13 protein-coding genes, 2 tRNA genes and 1 pseudogene are annotated in these 26,971 nt (G+C 46.2%); 4 read left to right on the top strand and 12 right to left on the bottom strand.

Features of this window, described 5'->3' with window-relative positions:
• Positions 1-127: 127 nt before the first annotated feature.
• From AB4133_RS09650 to AB4133_RS09665, 4 genes and pseudogenes are all read right to left on the bottom strand, one after another.
• A complete protein-coding gene (locus AB4133_RS09650; RefSeq protein ID WP_372224292.1) occupies positions 128-559 on the bottom strand; it encodes a GNAT family N-acetyltransferase in 432 nt (143 codons plus the stop codon).
• Between the two features lie 92 nt (positions 560-651).
• Positions 652-1,145: pseudogene (locus AB4133_RS09655) on the bottom strand (GNAT family N-acetyltransferase).
• Between the two features lie 72 nt (positions 1,146-1,217).
• Complete coding sequence (locus AB4133_RS09660) at positions 1,218-1,556, bottom strand: zinc ribbon domain-containing protein YjdM (protein ID WP_004731484.1); 339 nt, start codon at positions 1,554-1,556, stop codon at positions 1,218-1,220.
• Between the two features lie 179 nt (positions 1,557-1,735).
• Positions 1,736-2,899, bottom strand: a complete 1,164-nt coding sequence (locus tag AB4133_RS09665; protein ID WP_004731486.1) for a threonine/serine exporter family protein — start codon at positions 2,897-2,899, stop codon at positions 1,736-1,738.
• A gap of 524 nt (positions 2,900-3,423) precedes the next feature.
• On the opposite strand from AB4133_RS09665, the gene AB4133_RS09670 reads away from it, so the two are divergent.
• From AB4133_RS09670 to AB4133_RS09680, 3 genes are all read left to right on the top strand, one after another.
• A tRNA-Gly gene (locus AB4133_RS09670) sits at positions 3,424-3,498 on the top strand.
• A 38-nt stretch (positions 3,499-3,536) separates the two neighbouring features.
• A tRNA-Gly gene (locus tag AB4133_RS09675) sits at positions 3,537-3,611 on the top strand.
• Positions 3,612-3,918: 307 nt separating this feature from the next.
• On the top strand, positions 3,919-4,176 hold the full coding sequence (locus AB4133_RS09680; protein ID WP_017067599.1) for a hypothetical protein: 258 nt from the start codon (positions 3,919-3,921) through the stop codon (positions 4,174-4,176).
• A 126-nt stretch (positions 4,177-4,302) separates the two neighbouring features.
• Here AB4133_RS09680 and AB4133_RS09685 read toward each other — a convergent pair whose 3' ends face one another.
• From AB4133_RS09685 to AB4133_RS09705, 5 genes are all read right to left on the bottom strand, one after another.
• Positions 4,303-4,833, bottom strand: coding sequence for a cupredoxin family protein (locus AB4133_RS09685; protein ID WP_372224294.1), 531 nt, complete (start codon positions 4,831-4,833; stop codon positions 4,303-4,305).
• Positions 4,834-4,939: 106 nt separating this feature from the next.
• On the bottom strand, positions 4,940-8,083 hold the full coding sequence (locus tag AB4133_RS09690; RefSeq protein ID WP_372224295.1) for an efflux RND transporter permease subunit: 3,144 nt from the start codon (positions 8,081-8,083) through the stop codon (positions 4,940-4,942).
• Complete coding sequence (locus AB4133_RS09695) at positions 8,080-9,819, bottom strand: efflux RND transporter periplasmic adaptor subunit (protein ID WP_372224297.1); 1,740 nt, start codon at positions 9,817-9,819, stop codon at positions 8,080-8,082. The genes AB4133_RS09690 and AB4133_RS09695 overlap by 4 nt, the downstream gene beginning before the upstream one ends.
• Positions 9,820-9,830: 11 nt before the next feature.
• Positions 9,831-11,273, bottom strand: coding sequence for a TolC family protein (locus tag AB4133_RS09700; RefSeq protein WP_372224319.1), 1,443 nt, complete (start codon positions 11,271-11,273; stop codon positions 9,831-9,833).
• Positions 11,274-11,372: 99 nt separating this feature from the next.
• Positions 11,373-11,837: a hypothetical protein gene (locus tag AB4133_RS09705; RefSeq protein WP_372224299.1), complete on the bottom strand. Its 465-nt coding sequence runs from the start codon at positions 11,835-11,837 to the stop codon at positions 11,373-11,375.
• A 233-nt stretch (positions 11,838-12,070) separates the two neighbouring features.
• Between AB4133_RS09705 and AB4133_RS09710 the strand changes: the two genes are divergently transcribed.
• Complete coding sequence (locus AB4133_RS09710; RefSeq protein WP_372224300.1) at positions 12,071-21,664, top strand: VCBS domain-containing protein; 9,594 nt, start codon at positions 12,071-12,073, stop codon at positions 21,662-21,664.
• Between the two features lie 76 nt (positions 21,665-21,740).
• Here the strand turns inward: AB4133_RS09710 and AB4133_RS09715 are convergent, their stop codons facing one another.
• Genes AB4133_RS09715 through AB4133_RS09725 form a run of 3 tightly spaced genes read right to left on the bottom strand, consistent with a single transcriptional unit; the run spans position 21,741 to position 26,942 of the window.
• Entirely contained in the window at positions 21,741-23,054 is a 1,314-nt protein-coding gene (locus AB4133_RS09715; RefSeq protein WP_017061737.1) for an HlyD family type I secretion periplasmic adaptor subunit, read from the bottom strand.
• Positions 23,047-25,299: an ABC transporter transmembrane domain-containing protein gene (locus tag AB4133_RS09720; protein ID WP_372224302.1), complete on the bottom strand. Its 2,253-nt coding sequence runs from the start codon at positions 25,297-25,299 to the stop codon at positions 23,047-23,049. Before AB4133_RS09720 ends, AB4133_RS09715 begins: the two co-directional genes overlap by 8 nt.
• On the bottom strand, positions 25,296-26,942 hold the full coding sequence (locus tag AB4133_RS09725) for an ABC transporter ATP-binding protein (RefSeq protein WP_017066510.1): 1,647 nt from the start codon (positions 26,940-26,942) through the stop codon (positions 25,296-25,298). The genes AB4133_RS09720 and AB4133_RS09725 overlap by 4 nt, the downstream gene beginning before the upstream one ends.
• Between the last annotated feature and the right edge of the window lie 29 nt (positions 26,943-26,971).

Below are 26,971 nucleotides of genomic sequence, written 5' to 3' on the forward strand. Positions count from 1 at the left end.
ACGCTCGATCTTTTCTAAGTGTAATCGCTTAGTCATCAAGCATAGGGAGCTTTACAAGGTTTTACGTTAGATAAGTGTCAGGTGCCTATCAAGTTACCGACACGGTGTGATCATTTTGAATGAGTGTCTATTTACGCCACATATAGACAAACTGCTCGTTCTGAGAGGTGATTTCAAAGCCAAACCTCAAGTACAACTCCCCAACTCGATTACCTTGCAGGTAACAAAGTTCGACGGGTTTATTGAGGCTGTCAGCCTTAGTTAAGCAATCTTTCAGTACTTGGCTGCCGATGCCCTTTCCATGATACTCAGGCAATAAGAAGAATCGGCAAAAATAGAAGTACTCGCCCTTGTCTTGCAACAACACACTGCCAATCGCTTGACCTTGATATTCAATGATTTCAGGCCGTTCTTCTGCCCACTCTTCAGCGTGTATATCTCGTTGAACCTGCTCATCCCAGCCAAAGACGGCCTTGATAGGTTCGAACTCAGCGGCCCTCTTGAGCTCAAACAGAAATTCATAATCTGATGACTGAGCCGGTCTTGTTGAATACTTCAAAATACCTCCAACAATAATTGGCTATGGTTTCATTTTCGTTTAAGCCGGAATTCAGAGCCCCAGACACAACCAAAAATGCCACGCTTAAATGTTCATTTTGGTTCTAGTTGGTAACGTAAGACTTCGTGTTTATCTTGCTCTGAATAAAAGGTATTCAGGAATTGTCCACCGCACTTCTCTATCACCTTTGCGAAGCAATATTGCCCCTCTCACACGTAATAATAGCGCTTTCGGTCAATACGTGTCGTTGAACCCAAGACAACATATGACTTGCGATACCCCGCCCTCTGGCTTGTGGCAGCGTCTCATATCCGATATGTCCAATAACATCGTGAATGTGCGGACTGGTACCATGACGAACTCTTATGACACCAAGGATTTGACCAGAGTCGATACAAAAATACGTAGAAGCAGGCGTCCACCCTTCTGGCAAACCCTCGCCTTTTGAATAAGCAATTCGTCTTTCTAAATAGGCATCACTGCCATCGGAAATCCCCGTGTAAATATCTACCCCATCCTCAGCGCAAGCGTTCACATAGTAATGAAAGGCCGTTGAATGTGAAAGAGCAGCTTTAACCATGTCCATATGATATTGATTCTCCAACGGCTTCTACGCTATTTAGTTCAGGAGCGACTCGCAATTTTGACCTATTATCGACTACTGCTTCTTAACGTACTTCGCCGTAACCAGCATTTCACCGCCACCATCCAGCTTGCAATCTAGTTGGTGATCTTTGCCTTCATTGATGCGTCGAATCACAGCTTTAGTACCAATTTTCAATACGCTAGAACTGCCTTTAATTTTTAGATCTTTAATGAAGGTAACTTTATCGCCACTTTCCAATACAACGCCATTCACGTCCTTAACACGCGCGGCTTCTCTTTCTAAACGCTCTTCTTCTGGGTTCCATTCGTAGGCGCACTCAGGGCAGATTAGGTTGTTTTGGTCTGGGTAAACATATTCAGATTGGCATTGCGGGCAAGGAGGTAGAGACATACGTTAATACTTAATTTAAATAGAATTTGTTCCATTTTAATGGCTCTTGTCAGGCTTAGCGAGCATAAATCTAACAAGTTTTACGGAGAGCTAATTGTCTTCAAAAAAGAGCAGCACCTAAAACGAACAAACACAGCCGCTAAGCTGTGTTTGTTTAAAGGTTTGAAAAGCGGAACGGCTTAACGTTCGACTTTTGGTGAGTAAATCGAGTAAGCGGTAATTTGCCCTGCCACGATTGCCGAGAACATGAATAACGCCGATAAACCAATACTCGGGATAGGCAAAATCGATTGTTCAAACACCGACTGGCTGGCACTCACTAATACTCGGCTACCCGGAACCAAGATGATGATCCCTTGCACGATATAAATAGAACCCGTGAGCTCCATCTTCTTGGCAATCCAAGTTCCGTACAAAGTAATAAGAACCGTCGTCACCCAAGTGCCGACAACCCAACCACTATCAAAACCTAGATAGAATGGGCCCCACATACCGAGAACGGCAACTGGCAAACCAAGTAAGATGTCTTTAGGGCGAGCATTGAACATCACACCGATAGACACAGAGATCAGCACCAAGCCAGATATGTGCATCCACATCGGTACCGCGTTGGTATAGTCGATGGAGACCGCTTGTCCCCATATCGCTTCACCGATGTTGAGCCCCATGATAATCCCGACAAACAGCTTAATCAGGGTTAAGGCGCTCTGCCCTAGCAAGCTGGTACCAGAAACCAAGTCATTAAACGCCAAACATTCTAATGCGTTAGCTATGGATAACCCGGGGACAAACAAGACAATCGAGGCGATACACAACGCCCACACCGGAATCGGCAACCCTGTGCTCGCCAGAAACGCCACGAAGATACCGGTTAGCAGTGCCGAGATGAACTCAACCGCGATAGCACGACGTGAATGAAGAACTTGCTGACATACCCACACCATCAAACCCAATAACGCAGAAAAGCCCACCGCTTCCAACGTACTGCCCACCAGCATCAAATAAGCAGGCGGAATACCCATATTGGCAAGTGCAGTCACAAATTTTGAGTAACCGACAGGTTCTGGTACAGGCTCACTGCTTGGCTGGTTAATACGAATGATCGTATTGGCCAACAAACTCAGGTTAATTGACGCAGGCTTTAGACGCTTAAGAATAACGGCGTTGTTATCGTCTGGAAATTGATAGTTAATCGCAGTTGGCGTTGCTTGGATCATCACATCCACACCATGCTTTTTTGCATAGAATTGAGTGTATTTCTCTAGCTTGTAAGGAGCACAACCACTGCGGTGAAGAGTGTCACCAATTTCAACAATTTTGTTAATTCGGAACTGAGAAGGCATGGGAATTTTAGGGGAGACAAAATGTGCGGCAAATGTACCAAACGATAGACGGAATGACGAGACTTTTGCGTGAATTATCAACTGAACTCGTTACTTTTTTCTGCAAAGACTTATAAGTGCCTATAACTCTACTCATTTGGGATTAGTTTACTGAATGTTTTGACAGGCTGATAAGTTAAATTTATGCATTCAGATTGTTATTAGTGGACGCCAAAACACAAATAAAAATCAGTTTATGTTAACACTCCAAATTCCTTAATTTTCATGAGATTTATGACAACTAAGCACCACCAAAGCGTGTTTATAAATTGACTCGGATTTATCGCAAAAAGCAGCATGACATCTACTAATATTTCTCGCCCTCCTTTTACGAGATTTTAGTCACATTTTATTCACTCTGAAAACGCCGAACATGATGGAAAAACTAGCGGAGTGGTGGTTATGCGAGCACTTAGAATAAAAATGAAAGAAAAAGGTTTCGTTTTCAGTTAGATGTGGCATTATCAAACTCGTTAAGACGATGTGCGTGCATCGTATAATGGCTATTACCTCAGCCTTCCAAGCTGATGATGCGGGTTCGATTCCCGCTGCACGCTCCAAGTCTCTTAACGCCTCAGTCTGACTCATAAGACAGTGTGCGTGCATCGTATAATGGCTATTACCTCAGCCTTCCAAGCTGATGATGCGGGTTCGATTCCCGCTGCACGCTCCAACTTCTCCTTAAGCTTCATTACGCACTTTCTTCCAGCGACACGCTATTCAAAAACTTTCTCCGTTAGTTAAATCCATAGTCATTAAATCTATACTGATTAAACTTATTTTGTTTAAGCTTAGATTGACCAACCAAAGCTATTAACTCCTTAATTCGCTTCGTATTTCTGACACCTATCCAAATCACACATTGCAGTTCAGCTTTTAATGATTTTCAAAATTGTTCCAATTTAATAATCTTGGTCAATATCTGCAAAAATCATTGTGTTAATGTGCGCGCATTAGCAACAACCCATAAATAATAAAAAATGTTTAAAAGCAATGAGTTAACAATTAGCATCAAAGCAATTAATGTCGCGCTAGCAAAAGTTGAAAATGCCAATAAAATTCAGCTAGATACATTGAAAGGTTATGTGAACAGCGAGCCTGAACAGGCTGTACTGGCTTTTCGATCGCTGAATGAAGCAGAGTCAATCGATGACAAGTTTAAAAAGATCATGGCAGAGCTACCGCATCTGAGCGGCGAAGCACACCATCTGCTTGAAACTTCTATCTTGCTACAGTGACTATAAATAAAGATAAGCCTCAGCGAATCCCTCACAGCAAAGCGCTTTAGGTATAAGTTAAGACTTATCTTTAATTTTCTAGCCCTCATTGAATTTCTAATTCAACAAAGCGCTATTGATTAACGTCTAAAGCGTTAACGACTTCACCATACCCGCTTCAGCGTGACCAGGGATATTGCACGCTAACTCTACGTTATTATCACCATGGAAATACCACAGCAATTGCTTCGCTTTACCCGGCTTAACTGTAACTGTGCTACCCGAGTCATGGGCGTGATTACCCGTGTTTTTCATCATTTCACGATGCTCTAGCTGCTCTGAGGCAGAACCAATCGAGAATTCGTGATCAATCTTGCCTGTATTCATCACAACAAACTGCACTACGTCATTTGGCTCTATATCGACCTTGTTTTTAAATGTGATTTTCATATCATCACTTAGCAGCACATGAACCACTTTATCGGGCTTCGCGCCTTGAGCTGGCATCCCAACTTCTGACATACCTTCCATGTCCATCATTCCATCCATATTCATCATCTTTGAATGGTCCATCTTTCCACTCGTCATCATACTGTGATCCATTTTTGAATGGTCCATTGCAGCAAACGCGGTTGCTGTAGTCAGTGTTAGAGCGATAGCAATTAGTGTCTTTTTCATCGTCGTTCCTTAGATTAATTCAGTTATTTATTTGTTAGTTTCACATGTTCATGTGGTACGCCCTTACCCACTCTGTATTGGTAAGTAAGGGTTAATAATCAATACGTTATTTGTTTGTCTCGTTTTGGCTATGCGTAATCTCACGCTGTTTCCAGAGCTTAAAGATTGCAGGCAAAACCAGTAGGGTAAGCAACAGTGCCGACGCCATTCCGCCTATCATCGGCGCGGCAATTCGCTGCATCACTTCAGAGCCCGTTCCCTCGCCATACATAATTGGAATGAGGCCAATGATCACCGTAAGTACTGTCATCATCACTGGGCGAACACGCAGTCCTGCACCCTCACGAATCGCATCCGTTAAGTCTTCACTCTGAAGTGCTTGCTGGTTCTGCTCCGCATCCAATTTTTTGTAGTGCCATGCTTGGTTTAGGTAGACCAACATAATGACGCCTATCTCAACAGCTACCCCGGCAAGGGCGATAAAGCCCACACCCACCGCAATCGAGAAGTTGTAATTGAGGACATGCATCAGCCATAGGCCACCAACCATCGCGAGTGGCAATGTCAGCATAATCATCATCACCTCACCGACACGGCGGAAGCTGAGGTAGAGCAATAACATGATGATGGCGATGGTAATTGGCACAACGACACTTAAACGTTCTTTGGCGCGCTCCATGTATTCGTATTGACCAGACCATGCCAGTGAATATCCGGCAGGCAAGACGATTTGATCTGTAACGACTTTTTGCGCCTCTGCCACATAAGAACCAAGGTCGCGACCTTCGATGTCAACGAACACCCAGCCATTAGGACGCGCGTTCTCCGTCTTAATCATTGGTGGCCCATCTTCATAGCGAATATCCGCGACATCAGACAAAGCAATTCGCGCTCCATTTGGTGTCACTAACGGCAGGTTCTGCAGCTTAACGACAGAATCACGATAGCTTTGCGGATAACGGACATTGATTGGATAACGCTCTAGCCCTTCTACCGTTTCGCCGACATTCATACCGCCAACTGCGGTCGAAATAACCTGCTGAACCTCTTTGATGCTTAATCCGTAACGAGCAGCAGAGCGGCGCTTGATGTCTATCGTGACATAACGACCACCCGCAACACGCTCAGCGTAGACAGAAGCAGTACCACTCACGCTATTGAGGATGGGTTCAAGTTGAGAGCCAATATCCTCAATCACGCTCAGATCTGGGCCTGCGATTTTGATACCAATTGGCGTTTTAATACCCGTCGCCAACATGTCGATACGTGTTTTGATTGGCATGACCCAAGCGTTGGTCAAACCGGGGAATTGAATCAGATCATCAAACTCTTTACGCAGAGACTCCGTAGTGACACCGTCACGCCACTGTTCTCGCGGTTTAAGCTGAATAACCGTTTCAATCATAGTCAGTGGCGCAGGATCGGTTGCTGTCTCTGCTCGACCAATTTTGCCCCACGTGGTTTCGACTTCTGGAATGGTTTTGATGAGCTTGTTGGTTTGTTGCAACAACTCACGAGCCTTACCTATTGAGATACCCGGATACGTGGTTGGCATGTACATCAAATCCCCTTCGTCCAAAGGAGGGATGAATTCACTACCAAGCTTACTGGTTGGGTAATAAGCAGACGCCATTAAGCCAAGTGCGATAACAATCATCACCTTTGGATATTTTAGGCTGAGATTTAGAAGCGGCTTGTACATCGCCACTAGGCTGCGGTTTACTGGGTTTTTGTGTTCAGGTAGCACGTTGCCACGAATGAAGTAACCCATTAGCACAGGCACAAGCGTGATAGCCAAACCGGCTGCAGCGGCCATTGCATACGTCTTGGTAAACGCAAGTGGCGAGAACATCTTGCCCTCTTGCCCTTCTAGCGCGAACACAGGCACAAAACTCAAGGTAATGATAATCAGAGAGAAGAACAGCGGCGCGCCAACTTCTTCTGCTGCCTTACCAATCACTTGCCAACGGTTTTTGTCAGTGAGCGGAGTCCGTTCAATGTGTTTATGAACGTTCTCGATCATCACTATGGCACCATCCACCATGGCGCCAATCGCAATCGCGATCCCGCCAAGAGACATGATATTGGCGTTAATACCCTGCCAATGCATCACAATGAATGCACCTAAGATACCAACAGGCAGACTTAGAGCGATAACCAGCGATGAACGAATATGGAACAAGAACAGCGCACACACCACGGCGACCACGATGAACTCTTCAGCCAGCTTCTTCCAAAGGTTTTCAACGGCTGAATCAATCAAAGTCGAACGGTCATAAGTCGCGACAATCTCGACACCATCAGGTAAGCCGGCTTGCAACTCAGCGAGTTTGGATTTCACCGAGTCGATCACTTCACCTGCATTTTCACCAAAGCGCATCACGATAACGCCGCCAACCGCCTCGCCCTCACCATTGAGTTCCGAGATACCACGACGCATTTGCGGGCCGAGGTTAATGTCAGCAATATCACCTAATAGTAGCGGTGTACCTTTGTCTGTCACTTTTAACGGCAGAGATTGAATGTCTTCGATGCTTGTCAGGTAACCCGTCGTACGAACCATGTGCTCGGCTTCGGCAATCTCGACAACAGACGCTCCTGTTTCTTGATTACCATCTTGGATCGCCTTGTTGACCTGTTGAAGTGTTAGGTCATAAGCACGTAACTTGGCAGGATCAATCTGTACTTGATACTGCTTCACCATGCCGCCAACGGTCGCCACTTCAGACACGCCTTCTACGGTTTGCAACTCATACTTCAAGAACCAATCTTGCAAACTACGAAGTTCCGCTAAGTCGTGCTGACCTGTTTTATCTTGCAGAACATAGCTGTAGACCCAGCCCACACCGGTTGCATCTGGCCCTAGTGTTGGCTTAGCACTCGAAGGCAAGTTAGGTGCAACTTGGCTTAGGTACTCCAGCACTCGTGAACGTGCCCAGTACATATCAGTATCGTCATTGAAGATGATATAGACATAGGAATCACCAAAGAACGAGTAACCACGAACCGTTTCAGCTCCTGGTACAGCTAACATGGCGGTGGTTAATGGATAAGTCACCTGATCCTCAACCACTTGTGGCGCTTGCCCCGGATAACTGGTTTTGATGATCACCTGAACATCTGACAGATCTGGAATGGCATCGACCGGTGTGTTTTTAACGCTGTATAAGCCGCCAAATACGATGGCTACAGTAGCAACCAGCACTAAGAAGCGGTTGCTAATAGACCAGCGAATGATTGCATTGATCATAGTTCGCCCTCACCTGTGCTATTCGTCGGTTCGAGAGATTTGAGCACATAATCAGAACCCTGCTTCGCCACTAGAAACCGAATGGTTTGACCCTCGGCAAACTCAGATAAATCAAGGTCATCACTGGCTTGGAAATTCATTTCACCCGCTTTCCAATTCCACTCAGGGACTGGCTGATGCTTTACAGTGATCATGCCAAAATCTGACATCAATATGGTGATGTCACCCGTTACCCAAACTTCGCCGGCGATCTTGTGTTTGTTGACCTTGTAATCCACAACCTCGTACTGCCCTGACTCTGTCTTTCGCATCTCGAAATCAATCGCCTTACCACGTTGCACGTCACTCATGTCCAAGCCTTCCGCAAAGGTGAAATTCATCACCATGCCCGGCCAATCCCATTCTGGAACAGGCTGATGGTTAATCGTCACCATACGACTGCCTTGCATAACATCGGAAATTTCACCGTTCGCCCATACGGTTTCAGCTTCTTCTTCAACACCATTGATGCGTGACAGATCAGCAGTTTGGCTCGATTCAGAATCCAACATGAAGTGCGCAGAAGTGACAATGTTTTCACCTTGCTCCAGCCCTTGAAGCACCTCTATTTTTTCGCCAGCTTCACGACCAACCTCAATACGAGCAGAACGATACTTGCCAGAACCTTCTGACATCACCACTCGAGTCATACCACCGGAGTGAATCACCGAAGATCTTGGGATAGTAAGAACGGCTTCATCACTGATGGGTTTCAGCGCAATATTGGCAAACATATTTGGCTTAAGCTCACCATTTGGATTGGAGAACTTCAAACGAACGCGCAAAGTTCGAGTTTTTGGGTCAAGGATTGGGTAAACGTAATCGACATTACCCAACCACTCTTTGCCGGGAATGGCATCTAGCGTCATCACCGCATTGCTGCCTGACGAGATCCAGTGCGCTTGACGCTCAAACACCTCAGCATCAACCCATACTTCGCCTAGTGGGCCTGCACTGATCACCGCTTGTGCAGGTGAAAGGTAACCACCTTCTCGGATATTCAAACTCGCTATAACACCATCGGCTGGCGCTTTGACTTCAATTGTTTGCGAGGCTTTGCCTTTGCGCGTAATAGCGCGGATTTGAGTCTTATCAACACCCAAGGTAATTAAGCGTTCAGTCGAACCTTTGATCAAACCTTTACGACCCGTTTTATAAGCACTGATCAACTCTTCTTGTGCTTTAACAAGCTCTGGAGAATAGAGTGTGAAAAGCACATCACCTTTGTTTACCTTCTCACCCACTGCGTTGATGTAGAGCTTCTCAACCCAACCAGCTGCTCTTACGTTGGTTTGCCACAATGTACTTTCATCGAACGCCACATAACCCACGGTTTCAATCCGAGGAGACAGCGCTTCGAACTTAACTTTCGCTGTTTTGACACCCAGATTATTTTCTACCGACGAATCAATGAACACGGTACCGGGCTCATCTTTAACACCACTTGAGTCATCCGCGTAAACAGGGATTAAATCCATCCCCATAGGTGACTGACCCGGCTTGTCTCGCTGATAATTTGGGTCCATCGGAGCCACCCAATACAGAGGTTCATCCTTGGTTTGTTTACTTACTTCGGCGTCTGTACTCGTTGCCATTGCTGACATGTCGTGTGCTGGATTAATTAGAAAATGGCTCACACCAAAACCCAATGCACCACCGACCAATAAAGCGATTGTTGCTACTTTTACTGAACTCATTGTCTATTCCCTTATTGATTGGCTGTGTGTTTAGTTGCGCTTGAATTGAGTTGTGGTTGGTTTACTTGGTATTCAAAGCCACTGACTAACGCCGCCAGTTTGCTGTTAACGATGTTGAGATCGGTGATCAAACGTTGTTGCTCTAACTTAAGCGCCAGCTCATCGGTCGTTGCTAAAATGACATCGTTAAATTGAGCGGTATTGTTTTGATAGCCCCTTTCAACCGCGCTGATTCGTGCCGCAGTTTGAGGAAGCAAGGACGTTTGATAGCGATCTAATCGCTGGATCAGATTTGCTCTGTCCACCAGCAATGCGTTCACTTGCGCGTTCATTTGGGAAAGTAAGGTGTCTTTTTGAGATTTAGCCGCACCAACTTGATACTGAGCAGCCGATAAGTTTTTATCTTGTCGGTTCCCTGTAAACAGCGGGATGTCGACTGTCAGATAAGCACTCACCAGATCAGAAGCTGGTTCACCCGCCATGTTATTGGCTTGACGGTGTGCATACATCACTTCCACCCCAAATTGCGGGGTATAAGCTTGCTCGGCTAACTCAACCTGAGTTTGATTAGAGGAAATACTGACATCGGAGATCTTAACCAAAGGATGGTCAGTCAGTAACTGGTAGTGCTTGGTTGAATCGATATTGGTCGCTAATTTGCTTTCTAACAATGACCAATCGATTTGGTTAGTTGCATTCAGTGTGCCCTGAGAATCAAGAACCTGAGAGCCTAGCCAATCAGAACCCAACCATTCAGAAAGCTGAGAGATTAGACGACGCTGAACCTGCTGGTTTGCCTGAAGTTTCTCATCAAGCTTGCTCACTTGGAGCTGAGCATTAAGCAGATCTTGCGCTTCGCTTTTACCAATCGAGTAATTGGTTTGTACATAGTTTTCAAGCTCAACCAACAAACGACGATTTTGACGAATCACCGACTCAGCCTTTTGCTGATAACCTAACTTAAGCCAAAGCTGCGTCATGCTATTCGCAACCGTCAATTCTCTTGCTTGCACCTGCAAAGCTAAAGCATCTGCCTGTTGGCCTGCCTTTTTTTGTTGAAGGTTAAGCGTATCGCCACGCTCAAACTGCTGCATCAACCCTACCGATATATTGGTCATCGGGTCTTCGTCGAATTGAAAGCTATCGACAGGCAAACCGCCAAATCCAACTTTCAATTTCGGGTCCATTAAGGTCGAGCTGGCAATGCCCGTTTCTCGCATCGCTTGAGACTGAGCAAAGTACTGTTTGCGATTTCCATCTTCGCTTAAAGCAATCTCAATCAGTGTATTGAGTTGCTGCGTCGAGCTTGCTTGGTCATGTGCTGAAATGTGTTGAGCATTTGAAGCTGACGCCGTGGTAGCCGCGAGCGTAGCACTTGAAAACAAGGCCATAGGCAAGGTAGCAGCAACCACTAAGCTCGTGTTCATGACAAACACAGAGGTTGTTGGTTTCATATTCACAATGAATGTCCATATCTAACGCTAATTAGCGCATAAAAAAGAATGGCTTATCAGATTTATCTAACTGATAGAGCTGTATTTTTAGATATAGATTTATGCGGAAGGTGGGCGTAGCAAAGATTGAGCGCGTGCGACTTTCTGGCCAATCGTGACCGATTGAAAACGAGCTAATGAAAAGGAAAGTTGATCAACGGCTTGAACAGCCTGAATTGGATAGGGACTTGCAGAACACATTGAGGCACAGCAATCGACACTCGAACAATGGTTACCCATCATCGAGCTACCGTCTTCGCTCATTGAAGACATATCGCATTGAGCCATCAAAGCATGGGCACTCATGTTAGAGTCTTCAGCGTGTACTTCTTCACTCATCACATGACACCCCGCCATTGAATCATTAACCGAAGTATCGCTGTGGTAACAAGCCGACTTGCTCGACCCCATTTCCATCATCATTACTTCAGTCATCAAGGCTGAGGAGCTTGAGGCATAGCTAGACATCAACATCACAATGATGCTGAAAACAATAATCCAAGTTTTTCGGAATGTGTTTGTCATAGCTTACCTTTGAATTTACAACGCAACTATAAACGTTCCCCTTAGGGTAAGGTCAATGCCATTGTGCCGATATTTACCTGACCGTTGAAAAAGTATTCATCCTCTCTTTCATCAAAATGAGATAATTCTTCGACTTTGCAGTTTTTTCTTTAAAAATTATCCAATTAGCTAGCGAAACCTCTATCTGTGTATTTTACTTAAAATAGTGCAACCACGATTCACGGATGATAAAAATGACTAACAAAAAAAACGTCAAAGCAAACAAGAAAAATACAGAAATCAAAAATAAGAAAAGTAACGAGCTAGAACAAAAGAAACCAACACAAAAAAAGAAGCGCAGACTGCATTCACATCTAAAAGTGAATATCCCACTTTTTCAGTCACTCATGATGATTTTGCCATCATTGGCTAAACACGCTGCTGCAGAAAGTATAGACAATGCCAGCGACGCTGCAGATCAAGTAACCGCAAATAACGTGACCGAAAAAGATGTCACCGATGACCATAGCAAGGCGGACTCATCAGCGGTTGCTCTCCAAGACGCTCAGGCGAGTGACAACGACGTAAACTCAACCTTAAGTGCAAGTCACGACCCCCATGGCTCGAGCTCTAACTTGGTTCCTTCTCATCATTTATCGACACTTTCTCACCCGCAAGTCCATTACGTTCCTTCGGTATCTATCCCAGCCATTTCTTCTGGAAGTAACAGCCAGCCAACTCATTCGAATGCGCCTACGACGCCCGCTTTACCCGTCACCTTTATGCCAGAAGTCATAAAAGGTACGTACGGAGAGCTTCATGTTGATGCAAATGGTCAATACACATTCGTATTGAATCCAAATTCTCCTCAATACATCCTGTTAAACCAGCACCAACCAGGTACTGATCATTTTGCGTTACATCTATCTAATGGCTCGAGCATCATTGTCCAGATACCAGTAACAGGTAAGCAAGACACGCCAAGTATTTCTGGAGACTTAACAGGTGTCGTAACAGAAGATCACAATATTGATTCACAAGGCTTGTTACATGCCAACGGCAAAATCGATGTCATAGACCCTGACCAAAATGAAAGTTCGGTTACACCGGAAGTTATCTCAGGTAAATATGGTTCATTAACTATCGATGCTGATGGACATTGGCAGTATCAAGTTGATAACTCGCTCTCTAATGTTCAAGCTTTAACCGCAGCCACTTCATTGCACGAAAGCTTCACTATTCACACCAAAGACGGCACACCGCAAACCATCGATATGACGATTGGTGGGAACGACGACAACGCCGTTATCACAGGTGTGGATGCAGGCACGTTAACTGAAGATTTAACGACACAAGTTCAAGGGCAGCTTTCGGTAACAGATTCAGATCTTGGAGAAGATCATTTTCAGGCATCACAAGTAACTAGCAATTTCGGTACGCTAAGCATCACCAAAGACGGTGCGTGGACATACAGTTTAGACAACAATAACCCAGTAGTTCAAAGACTTGGCCAAGGTTCAACTGCGACAGACATCGTCACTGTTCACTCAGCTGATGGCACAGCGCATCAAGTTATGGTTACGATTAATGGCACCAACGACCATGCGGTAATCACGAGTAGTACAGCAAATTCACCAAGTTCGTTTTTGGCTATCGGGAAAAGTAATGGCTCAAGCCAAGTTACTGAAGATAAAAACCTAACGGTTTCGGGCCAACTCAACATCACCGATATCGACTCAAAAGAGGCGCATTTTTCTAATTCCGACCTCAAGGGGACACTGGGTACTTTACACCTTAAAGACAATGGCGATTGGACCTATGACCTAGATAATAAAAAACCACAAGTTCAAGCTCTTGGTCAAGGTTCTGCGACAACAGACATCATAACCATCCACTCCGCCGACGGCACTCCTCATCAAATTACAATTACCGTTATCGGCACCAATGATAAAGCAGTGATAAGCGGAACAAGTGCTGGAGTGGTAACCGAAGAGTCCCAACTTCAGACCTCGGGCACACTTGCGGTAACGGATGTGGATACTGGCGAGGCACACTTCTCTCACACCGATATCGTAGGCTCGTTTGGTACGCTTCATCTGACCGATACTGGTTCTTGGACGTACGATCTTGATAATAAAAACCCTGCCGTTCAAGCATTAGGTAAAGGAGCAACCGCTACCGACACCATCACCGTTCATTCTGCCGATGGCACAACACATCAAGTTACGATTACGGTGAATGGCACTAATGACGCAGCTACTGTCAGTAGCGCGACCGTTGCCATCGATGAAACCGATAAAGCGGTAACGACATCAGGCACGCTAACCAGTACTGACGTGGATAATCCAGATAATGCGTTTACACCGGATTCTATTTCAGGCACCAACGGTGACCTGACTATTGATGCCAATGGTCATTGGTTCTTCACCGCCAACAGTGCGTTTAATCAATTGAACGTCGGCGATAAAGTCGAAGAAACCTTCACTGTCTCGTCTATTGATGGCACACCGTCGACCATCAAAGTCACGATTAACGGCACTAACGACGCCGCTACTGTCAGCAGTGCGACCGTTGCCATCGATGAAACCGACAGAGCGGTAACCACCTCAGGCACCCTAACCAGTATCGACGTGGATAACCCAGACAATGCGTTCACACCCGATTCCATTTCCGGTACCAACGGTGATCTCACCATTGATGCCAATGGTCATTGGGTATTCACAGCTAACAGCGCGTTTAATCAATTGAATGTCGGCGATAAAGTCGAAGAGACCTTCACTGTCTCGTCTATTGATGGCACACCGTCGACGATCAAAGTGACGATTAATGGCACTAACGATGCAGCGACAGTCAGTACCGCAACAGTCAGTGTGGATGAGACTGATAAAGCGGTAACGACATCAGGCACGTTAACCAGTACCGATGTTGATAATCCTGATAACACATTTACGCCAGACTCCATTGTTGGAGCTAATGGCGACCTAACTATTGATGCTAATGGGCATTGGGTGTTCACCGCCAACAGTGCGTTTAATCAATTAAACGTCGGCGATAAAGTCGAAGAGACCTTCACGGTATCGTCTGTTGATGGCACACCGTCGACCATCAAAGTGACGATTAACGGCACTAATGACGCAGCTACTGTCAGCAGCGCGACCGTTGCCATCGATGAGACTAACAAAGCGGTAACAGCTTCAGGTACCCTCACCAGTACCGATGTAGACAACCCAGACAACACGTTTACACCGGATTCTATTTCAGGTACCAACGGTGACCTGACTATCGATGCTAATGGTCATTGGGTGTTCACCGCGAGCAGCGCGTTTAATCAGTTAAACGTCGGCGATAAAGTAGAAGAAACCTTCACGGTGTCGTCTGTTGATGGAACACCGTCCACTATCAAGGTGACAATTAACGGTACTAACGACACCGCTACTGTCAGCAGTGCGACCGTCGCTATCGATGAAACCGACAAAGCGGTAACAACCTCAGGCACCCTAACCAGTACCGACGTAGATAACCCAGACAATGCTTTCCAGCCGGATTCTATTTCAGGCACCAACGGTAACCTGACTATTGATGCCAATGGTCATTGGAGCTTCACTGCCAACAGCGCGTTTAATCAACTGAACGTCGGCGATAAAGTCGAAGAAACCTTTACCGTCACTTCCGTTGATGGCACCCCTTCGACCATTAAAGTCACGATTAACGGTACTAACGATGCAGCGACAGTCAGTACCGCAACAGTCAGTGTGGATGAAACGGACAGCGCTATAACAACTTCTGGAACCCTCACCAGTACTGACGTGGATAACCCAGACAACACGTTTACGCCGGATTCTATTTCAGGCACCAACGGTGACCTGACTATTGATGCCAATGGTCATTGGTTCTTCACCGCTAACAGCGCATTTAATCAATTAAACATCGGCGATAAAGTCGAAGAAACCTTCACTGTATCGTCTGTTGATGGCACACCTTCGACCATAAAAGTCGCGATTAACGGCACTAACGACGCCGCTACTGTCAGCAGTGCGACCGTTGCTATCGATGAAACCGACAAAGCAGTAACGACTTCAGGAACATTGACCAGTACCGACGTGGATAATCCAGATAATGCGTTCACGCCGGATTCGATTTCAGGCACCAACGGTGACCTGACTATTGATACTAATGGTCATTGGGTCTTCACCGCCAACAGCGCGTTTAATCAATTAAACGTCGGCGATAAAGTCGAAGAAACCTTCACGGTGTCGTCTGTAGATGGCACACCGTCCACCATCAAAGTGACGATTAACGGCACCAATGACCGCCCTACTATCTCAGGTACCTCAAGTGGCGCGGTGATCGAACAGGGCTTGAACACGGCAGGAAACCCCGATGCGACAGGGAGCTTAATCGCGACTGATATAGATAAGTCCGACACCGTTACGTGGGCAATCAATCAACCCCAAGGTCAATGGGGAACGCTGTCGATTGATCAGCATGGTCATTGGCACTATCAGCTAGACAATTCAACCGGCGGTGCCGCGGATAAACTCGCGGCTGGTGAACATCAGTCTGAATCATTCTGGATCACCGCTACCGATTCAACAGGAGCGACAGTCCCTCATAAAGTCGTTATCGATGTGCAAGGCAGCAACGACAAACCAATTGTCAGTGCGTGGACTCAGCTTCCTGCGGGTAAAGAGGATCAACCCGTAACCATCAAGGCTTCTGACTTGCTAACACATGCAAGCGATGTGGATAGTAGCGATGTATTGCACGTGACAAATTTGCAAGCGACACACGGTAGCCTGACTGATAATAAAGATGGCACTTATACCTTCACGCCAGATAAAGATTTCAATGGTGAGATTCGACTCACCTATGATGTGGTTGACGGCCATGGGGGCAGCGTCAGCACTCAAGCTAAGTTTGATCTTATCGCAACTCCAGATAACGCGATTATTACCGACGCACAAGCCAATGCAGACTTACGGGGAGTAACTGAAGATCGCGGCTATATAGATACCCACTACCAACTGCATTACGACGGCAGATTAAACATCCAAGACCCTGATAAGGGAGAGGCACAGTTTGATCCGAATATAGGCTCACAAACCTATCAAGGTATTGGCTACGACACCAAACTGGGTGGGCACATACTGCTCATGCGCGACGGTCACTACACCTATACCCTCGACAACCGCAATATACAGAACTTAGCGCAAGGCGAAGTTAAACACGATTCAGCCATTATACGCTCAGCAGATGGTACAACACACACGATAGAGCTAACGGTTCATGGTACCAACGATGCCCCAACCATCAATGCTCAGTCCCACTCAGTGACTGAAGGTGGAAGCGTTCTAAATGGACAAATGGTTGGCCAAGATATTGATACCGGTGCGGCCTTGACTTACAGCGCACCGCAGATTGATGGCTTGGTGGTTAATCCGGACGGCAGTTATAGCTTCGATCCTGCTCACTCTAGCTATCAATCGTTAGCATCAGGTGTCACGAAGACATTGACTGTTCCAGTAACAGTCACAGACGAGCATAATGCGAGCAGCACTCAAAACCTCTCAATAACGATTACAGGGGTTAATAATTCTGCCGTTATCGGCGGTGTCTATACTGGAGATGTTCATGAAGGGCATACCTATACAGCACCAGATGGTACAATGTCTGGTGGCTACGTCGATGATCGCTCACCAGATCATATGCATGGAAACATCGGCAAATTATGGAACGACGAAATACACACTGATGGTCACCTGAACATTGTTGATCCAGACTCCGGTGAAAGCCATGCCCAAACCGGCGTTTATTACGGCACTCATGGTCGTGTCATACTTCAGAGTAACGGAGATTGGAGCTACTACGCTTCCATAGGCCAAGACGCAACAGGTAGAAAGATTGATCACCTCGGCCAAGGTGAATCGATAACGGATACTGTCACCGTCAAATCGGCTGATGGCACCACTCACGATATTGTTGTCACCGTTCATGGCGATAACGACCGTCCGTATTGTTCTGGTGAAGTGCAACTGAACAGCGGTAAAGAAGATCTTGCTCAAACCATCACAGCAACCGAGCTAATCGCTAATACTGTTGACGTAGACGCCAACGATGCAGGTAAGCTCACTATCGCTAATTTGCATGCTGACCATGGCTCGATTCAAGACAATCACGATGGAACCTTCACCTTCACTCCAAGCCACAATTACAACGGCAGCGTCCACTTCACCTACGATGTGAAAGACGCGCATGGTGGTACAACACACACTGGCGCATCAACGACGCTCTCGGCTGTTGGCGATGCTGCCCAAATCGCTGGCGTTGATACTGGTTCAATAACCGAAAGCAGCGCGGGTGTCGACATGTCACCTGACTATGCTCACTCAGGCATAGCCACACTTGGCAATACAACACTCTATGCGGATGGCAAGCTGACCATCACAGACCCCGATGTAGGCGAGTCAGGATTTGAACGCCAAGGCAGCAATGGTTACGACTATCACGGCACCTATGGCGATCTAATCTTACTCACCGATGGCACCTGGCATTACCATGCCGATGCTGGGCATCTATCAGGTATAGGTGCTAGACCCACAACGCGTGGCACTGCAATTGACCAGCTTGGTGAAGGGCAAAGCCTAACCGATACGATTACAGTCCATTCAAAAGATGGTACAACACACGATATTGTCATCACCATTCACGGCAGTAACGACAGACCTTACTGTTCATCTGAAGTGGTGCTTGCAAATGCCAGTGAAGATACACGCCAAACCTTAACCACTGCGCAACTATTAGCGAATACCGTCGATGTGGATGCCAATGACGCCGGTAAGCTAACCATTGAAAACCTCCATGTCGACCATGGCTCTATTCTAAACAATGCCGATGGTACGTTTACGTTTACCCCAGAAAAAGACTACAACGGCGCGGTGCACTTTAGCTATGACGTCAAAGATGCACACGGTGGTGTAACCCACACCGGCGCAACCACCAACTTAGCTGCGGTTAACGACAACCCTGATGTGACACCTTTAACCGACAGTGTCAGTGAGGGGGTCGATAATCATCACACCCTCAATCTGCTAGTAGGTGCCACAGACAAAGACGGCGACGCTTTAAGCGTCAGTCACCTTGAATATGCCATCGATGGTCAACTTCAGGCAGGGAAAATCCCCGCAGGTATCACCTTAGATACTGATGGTCATACATTAATTGTTGATGCCACTGATCCCGCATTTAACCATTTGGCCAATGGTCAGTCGCAACAAATCGCTATCACCTATCAAGTAGAAGATGGCCATGGTGGAAGTACGCAACAAACCGCCACGCTTACGATTGCCGGGACAGATGATAAAGCCACACTGGTTTCTAATGTCATTCAGCTCACTGAAACACAAGCGCTGGATAGTGAATTTAAATCCTATAGAGGCCAGCTTCAGCTGATTGACCCTGATAGTGGTGATAACACTCAGTTTGTATTTAGCGGGAAGTATTTAGGTCAAGGTTTTGCACCTGGTCACCTTGATGTTTGGCCTAATGGCACTTATCAATTCAGATTAGATACAGGCACCAATCATCATCCGGACGATCTAATCAGTAGCCTACATGCTGGCGAGTCGATGGAGCTCCCCTACGAAGTCGAAACCACTGATGGTCAAAAGCTCACCATTATGGTGAAGGTGACCGGTGAAGATAACCAAGCAAAAATTGCAGTGACGCCCTACTCCAGCCTCAATAATCATGTTTACGAAGATCACACTTCCTTTGGCAATACCACTAATCAGCTCAGCAGTGGTGGCACGTTACACGTGATTGACCCCGATCACGACCAAGCCGGTTTTATTGCACAAACCATCACCACCGCCGAAGGTGGTCGGTTCAATATCAACGCAAAGGGCCATTGGTCATACGATATTGACAATGATAAAGTCCAACATTTAGGCGCAGGGGAAAGCTTCCAGCAAACCTTTACCGTTGAATCTATCGATGGCAGTGCTAAAAAAGATATTACAGTGACCGTTCATGGCACCAATGATGCGCCAATTGCCTCGGCTGAAGTGCGTTTAGCGAATGGCTTAGAAGATAGCAAAATTGTCCTCACCCCAGCACTGCTACTGGCTAACACAACTGATATCGATGATAACGATATTGGCAAACTATCCATTGAAAACCTACACGCCGACCATGGTTCGATATTAATTAATGGCGATGGCACCTTTACCTTTACGCCAGAAAAAGACTATAACGGCGATGTCCATTTTAGCTATGACGTCAAAGATGCCCACGGTGGTGTGACCCACACCGGTGCATCAACAACACTCTCGGCAGTTGGCGATGCTGCGATCTTCGCCGGAGATAAAAGCGGTCAAATAACAGAAGATCGCCACATACAAGGTGATGCCCAACATACGATATTTGTCACTGGCGTGTTGAATGTTATCGATCCTGATGCCGGTGAAGATCATTTTTACGACACTCGTAATGCCCATGCGATCAGTGATCCCTATGGCGGTCACCTGACCATTGGAAAAGCCGGTGATTGGGCTTATTCGGTTCCCAATGCCAATATTCAACACTTAGCGGCAGGGCAAGTCGAGCAGGTTCAATATGAAGTAACGACTGCTGGCGGTGATAAGCAGGTTATTACCCTCTATGTCCATGGTACTAATGATAAACCAATAATTTCTGAAGTTATCGCAGGTGCACATAACATTGATGAAGATGCTGCAAATGCGACCTCTGGGCAAATTATTATCAGTGATGTTGATCATAGCGATCAACATGCTGTAAGCATTGACTCACAGCATCCACCACAATATGGCTCTGTCAGTTATAACAACAATAGCCAAACTTGGGTTTACACCCTCAATAATAATAATGCCAAAGTAAATGCATTAAATGATGGTGATAAGTTAACGGATAAATTTTCAATATTAGTGGATGATGGCCATGGAGGTGTCACCCAACAAGAGATCGAAATGAGTATTAATGGTCACAGCGATATTCCCCCTATGCCGACTTTGGTTGCACCAGCACAAATATCGGGTAGTGCTGGACATCAAGATTTACATGCCTCAATCGGTTTCCCTCCGATTATTCACCAAGGAACGCCTACGCCGATGACAGGCTGGGGAATATCAGATCACCACGGACATTCTCTCACTGCATTACACGGTCAATTTGGTACTTTGCATGTCAATCCTGCAACGGGAGAGTTGAGTTACGATTACCAACAACCTTCATCAGGCGTCGTTAAGACACATACAGGAGGCTCTTACGGTAATGGTACAGACGAAACCGACTCCTTTGTTTTGACGTTAGGGGGTAATCAAAATTCACAAGTCGCGGTGCACCTACATTTGCACTCGCAATCCGTCCATGGAAACAGCGGACATCACATTGACCAAACCACACTAACTGGCATGGATTTATCGCCAATCGCTCCACCACCTCCTCCAGCACCCGGCATGAGCCAAGCGGATGAACCGGATGCCTCTTTCAGCACCCCTGATGAAGTTACTCTTAATTTTGATGAGGTGACGGCAAACCTAGAACATACAGCGATAGGCGAACACGAACAGCGTTCTGGTGCCCATGCTTACCTAGACGCTCTGGGTATTAATGCTGACTCGCCGTCTATAGATTCACCGTCACACAATGTACCAGTAGCGCATGATATCGATATCATTTTCAGTGATGCCGAGAGTGCTTATGGGGCTGAGCAAACTGACGACAGTATGAGTGACGCACTGTCTCACCATACCGAAAGCCCATCTTTTGATGATTCTTTACACCATCATAATGATATTGACGGATTGCCTGACATAGACCCAAATAACTAGAACATCACCCCTTCGGTTAGATAAAAAAAGGAGCACGGCATGTGCTCCTTTTTTATGCAAGCCAGAGTGGAGGACTTTACCTCTCTCCAAACGCCACGCTAACATTGGTATAAATCGGTTTCCATAAGTATTGGAACACCGACTTCTCGCCAGTTGTGATGTCTACTTCACCCGTCATACCCGGCAGTATGGAAAAGCTTTCAGGGTTATCACGGAAGTAAGGCGTATCAACCGACACTACAACTTCATAATAGATCTCGCCACGTTCGCTTTGACTTGTGGTCGGTGAAATACTCTCTACCGCCCCTTTTAAAGCCCCAAAGCGGCTGTAATCAAACGCATCAATCTTGACTCGAGTGGGCTGCCCAACACTCACAAAACCAATATCTCTTGGGGACAAACGTGCTTTGAAGTCAGCGTTCCCTCCGACAGGCACAATTTCAACTACCGTGCCACCCGGCTGAATAACACCACCATCCTGCGTGCTTGGTATGCTTTGCACCAAGCCTTGTAGCGGTGACACTAACATAGTGTTCGTCAATTTAGCTTGGCTTGAACGAACTCTAGCATTCAATGCTGATAAGTCAGATACGGCTTTAGAACGATCATCGCTCACTTTAGCTTTCGCTTCCGCCAGAAGCTGTATGATTTTTTGGTCATTACTGTCAGCTTGTCTAATCAATACCGACTTCTTACCACGAGCTTCTTCGATTTTCTGTTCGATACTGGCCAATTTTTGTCGCATTTCAAGCACACGTAAACGTGAAATGTTACCCGCTTTATAACCCTTCTCCAGTATGTTCAACTCTTGCTTAGTCGCATTTAACTCTTTCTCATAACTCGGCAAGGCCTTTTCTACGCTACGAAGCTGCTCTGCAATTTGCTCGCTCTCTTTCTCAAGCACCACACGCTTTTGGAAGTAGAGGGCTTTTTGCGCGTTCAGCTGCGCTTTTTGCTGGCTGACGATCTCTGGGTAATCGACCTCAAACTCAGCAAGGTTAGGCTCACGTTGCTCAAGCAGCGCATTCATACGTTCCACACTGGCTAGAAGCGTCACTTGTTGGGACTTTAGCTCTTCAAGGGCGGTACGCTGGAAAGTGGCATCAAACTCAACAAGCGGCTGGCCTTTCTCTACCAACTGGCCTTCTTTAACAAGAATTTGCTTTAACTTACCGCCAATCGCACTTTGTAATACTTGCTTCTCGCCTTCCGGAATCACAGCACCTTTGGCTTTGGCGATTTCATCAACTTGAGTGACTACAGACCAAGTGGCAAAAGCAATAACACATAAGGCAACCGACCATGTGGCCAGCGCCAATGTACGAGCCGTATTTTGTGATTCAACAAGCTCACCGTAGCGCTTGCCCTTCTCGATAGATTGTTTAGTCATTAGCGACTCCTTGCTTAGACTCTGATTGTTCTTGTTGGGCTGCATTTTGTTGAGCAGACGCCTCTTGAGTTGACGGCTGTAGCTCTTGAGATAACGGTTGCTCAGATAACTGCGGTTCTTGAGAAGCTTGAGGCTCTGAAGGCTGTTCCTGCTTCGAAGACTGCTCCGGCTCTAATGGACCGGCATAAACCACTGCACCTTCATTTAATACCACCACTTTATCGGCAAGCTTGATTAAATCCGGATCGTGGGACGTGTAAATCACCGTTGCTTTTCCTTTTTTCGACTGCACAAACTCACCAAATATACGTTTAGCATTTGGGTGAGCATCAGGCACAGGATTATCCATTAAGAACATTGGGTAGTCATAAACCAGCGCTTTTGCATCAATTAGGATCTGCGCGACGCTGCCAGACAACATGTCAAAAAGGCTGTCCGGCTGAATACTGCTGATGGAAGTATCGAGCCCACCTGATAATGTCTCGAACCAACGCTTTCCGCCGACCATTTCAATTGCAGAGATCATTTTCTGATCTTTGACTTTGTGACCGTCGTTTAGCCACTCTCGAATACTCAGCGTAAGCAAATCAGGATATGCGGCTCGAATGAAACACCAGTGGCGATAAAGCTGCGGGTCGTATTGAACGAGGTTAACGCCTTCAAGCTCGACCATGCCATTTTGGATAGGCTGCAAGCCAGACAGCACTTCAATTAATGTTGATTTACCGCTCCCAGAAGGGCCGGTAATCGCGACAACTTCACCGGCTTCAATATCAAAACTCACACCATTCAAAGCGGGGCGACTCTGTTTGGGATAGCGCAGCGTCACTTGGTCTAATTTCAAGTTAGGCGCTACCACGGGTAACGGGTGATGCTGGTAACTGAATTCACGCTCAGACGGCTGAGACAAAATACGGTTCACTTGCAGCTTGGATTGATTAAAGCTATTAAAACGCATCGCGCTGTTTGCCAACACCTGAGCAGGACCCGTCACCTTAGATATCAACATCATTGAAGCAATCAAACCACCGGGCGTCATCACTTGTTCAAAAATAAGTCCTATGCCTAACCCCATCACGGCGAGTGTCGAGCCCACACCAATGAAATAGTAAATCGAGGTGTACCGACTCTGGAGAACCGATTGATTAAAGGTCACTGTTGAAGCAAGAAGATTGGCTTTTTTGAAACGTTGAATCCAGTGCTCTGAGAATCCAGCACTGCGAATAAAGGCAAGCTTGGATGACAGCTCATTAGTCATGTTTTGACGATTCGTACCTGCGACTGTCGATTGCATCGAGCGCTTGCTGCTAGAGCGTATCGAGCGTTTTGCTAGCAAGTAATAAAGGATTAAAGAGACGACTGGAACCAGTACCAACCATCCGCCTAAAACTCCTATCGCTAGTACAAAAATTAGAATGAATGGTAGGTCAAATAACGCATTTCCTAATGGCCCCGATAGCACACCTGAAATACGCTCTGACAACATCACTTGGTTTTGCTGACTAGAAGAAGCTGTTTGCTGATTTTGAGCATAGCTATTACGAAGCAGACGCTGCACGAGGGATTGAGAAATCTCACGACTTACTCGGTTGGAAACTGAAGCAAACACTCGGCTACGTAATGTTCTCAACCAACCCATCATCACAAACAACAACGCCGCGCCAATGGCGATACCTTGCAACTCATGCCCTGCATCACCACCAATCACATGGTCATAAATCGACATCGTGATGAAGGGAACAGCAAGCGCAAATAAGTTAGTGATAAAGCTGACCAATAACAATTTAGGAATGATGGGGCGAAACGCATGTAACCTTTCACCAACCCAATCAGGAGAGGCCTTCTCTAATGGTGGCCCTTCGATAACAATACAAAACTGAGGGACATCGGTGATGTCGTTATTGGCATTAAAGGCAACAAATTGCTTGGATTCCAAATGACCAGAGACCAGCTCATGTTCACCAAGTACCAGTAAGACCAATTTATGTTCACCAACTTCATCTAGGTTGGCAACCAAGCGATAAGGCAGTGCAAGCCTGTCGAACAAGGCAAACATATCGTCGATTGATTCAATGCCATTTTCATCGACCCATTGATGTGCGAACAACTGGATATTAGCATTAACTTCCAACTGCTTAAGAACGGAAAGGCTCTCGGTTTCTAAATGATTCATCACCTCTTGTCGACCGCTGGTATCTGCACGGTTGTTCGTACCTGAAGGGTTACCAATATCTAAACGATTCATACGACGGCCTCCTGATTGCTCTCGCTGTCGACCGTAATAGCTCGACTTTCCACTGTAATGATTCGATTAGCAAATTCGCGAAGCTTCGAATGGTAGCTCACCATCAGTATCGTGCGTCCTGCCGTTACTTCTTCTTCCAACACCTTAGCTAGATTCCCAAGGGCGTCTAAATCAAGTGAAGAATCCGGCCTTTCCAACATGATTATGGGTTTATCACTTGCCAATTGAGCCGCGATATTGAGCATTTTCACGTTACCCATACTCAACAAAGAAGCACTCGTATGGCCAATTTGTGTCTCTAGTCCATCGGGTAATCGAGTAATCTCTTTGGTTAAACCCAAACGCTTTGCATAGTCACTGGCGCTTTGCGTTTTCTCAGGGTCAAACCCGCACAAGTTGTCGAGAATAGTACCCGACACCAACTGCCCTTTAACGCCACAGTAGGCAGCAATATTGGTTACGGATGCGATTGAAACTGCAGCTCCGTTAATGAAGCACTCACCCGCTTTTAGATCATCAATACCTGCAATCGACGACAATAAATGACTGTTGGTGTGGCGATCCTCACTCTCTAACAAAACCAACTCACCTTTATTCAGTGTGACATCTGCATGAGAGAGTTCACCATATCTTTCAACGGTCGCTTGCTTGATTTCCAACGTCTCAAAGTCAGATAAGTGGTTCTCAACTTGCTCAGAATCTGAAGATTCCGATAATGATAAGTCACTCAATTTTTCTATTGCCTGATTGGCACTGTGTATTGAATTAAGCTTGATTCTAACCCCAACCAGAGCACTCAAAGGCGCAACCGCTCTGCCAGATAAGATAGAACATGCCGCCAAGCCACCAGTAGTTAACTGACCATCCAACACCCACAAGCTCCCCGTAATTACGAGTAAAACTGACGTGGCTAATGCGGCAAGCTGAATACATTCTTGGGCAAAGGCGTTCTGTTCTTCTTCTCTCGCTTTAGACTGAGAGCGAACGTTATTGAGGGATTTAAACTGATTGAAGATTCGAGACTCAACAGCCTGACGTTTGATTCCTTGAATGGTTTGGCTCAGTAAAATCAAGAACGCTTTTCGCTCCTGCTCATCTTGGGAAGCTTCTTCACTTAAGCTTTTAACGCGAATAGAAGATAACCAAACGATTCCGAGAGTAATCAGCCAAACTGCCAAAGGTATCGCCACCAGCTCACCGCCGATGTAAGCCACCAAGCCCAAGAAGATCAAGGCAAAAGGCAAATCAATAAAGCCTGCAATCACACCACCGGAATACCAATCTTTGACTTTGGATACAGAACCAAGCCCCTCTTCCACGCCGCCAACACCAATGTGGCGGAGATGGCCTGATGAAGCCGTTGTTACTCTTTCAACCAAAGTTTGATAGGTCGCTTTCTCGGTATTGCTGGCCGCGGCTGACAAAAGCCAAGTACGCACAAACCGGATCAATGCTTCCATGGCAACAGCCAACGCTGCACCCGCCAACAACAAAGTGGCAGTACCGTAACTTTGGTTAGGTAAAATACGATCGTAAATTTGCAAAACCGTTAACGGAACGGCGAGAGAGAGAAGATTTATGAGTAAAGAAGGCAGTAAGACTTTCCCCACCACCCCTTTGTTTTTCATTGAACTTGCGGGCATACACAATCCTTATCCATGCTTATGAAATA

This window comes from Vibrio sp. 10N.286.52.F8, assembly GCF_041468745.1.
Classification (GTDB): domain Bacteria; phylum Pseudomonadota; class Gammaproteobacteria; order Enterobacterales; family Vibrionaceae; genus Vibrio; species Vibrio crassostreae_C.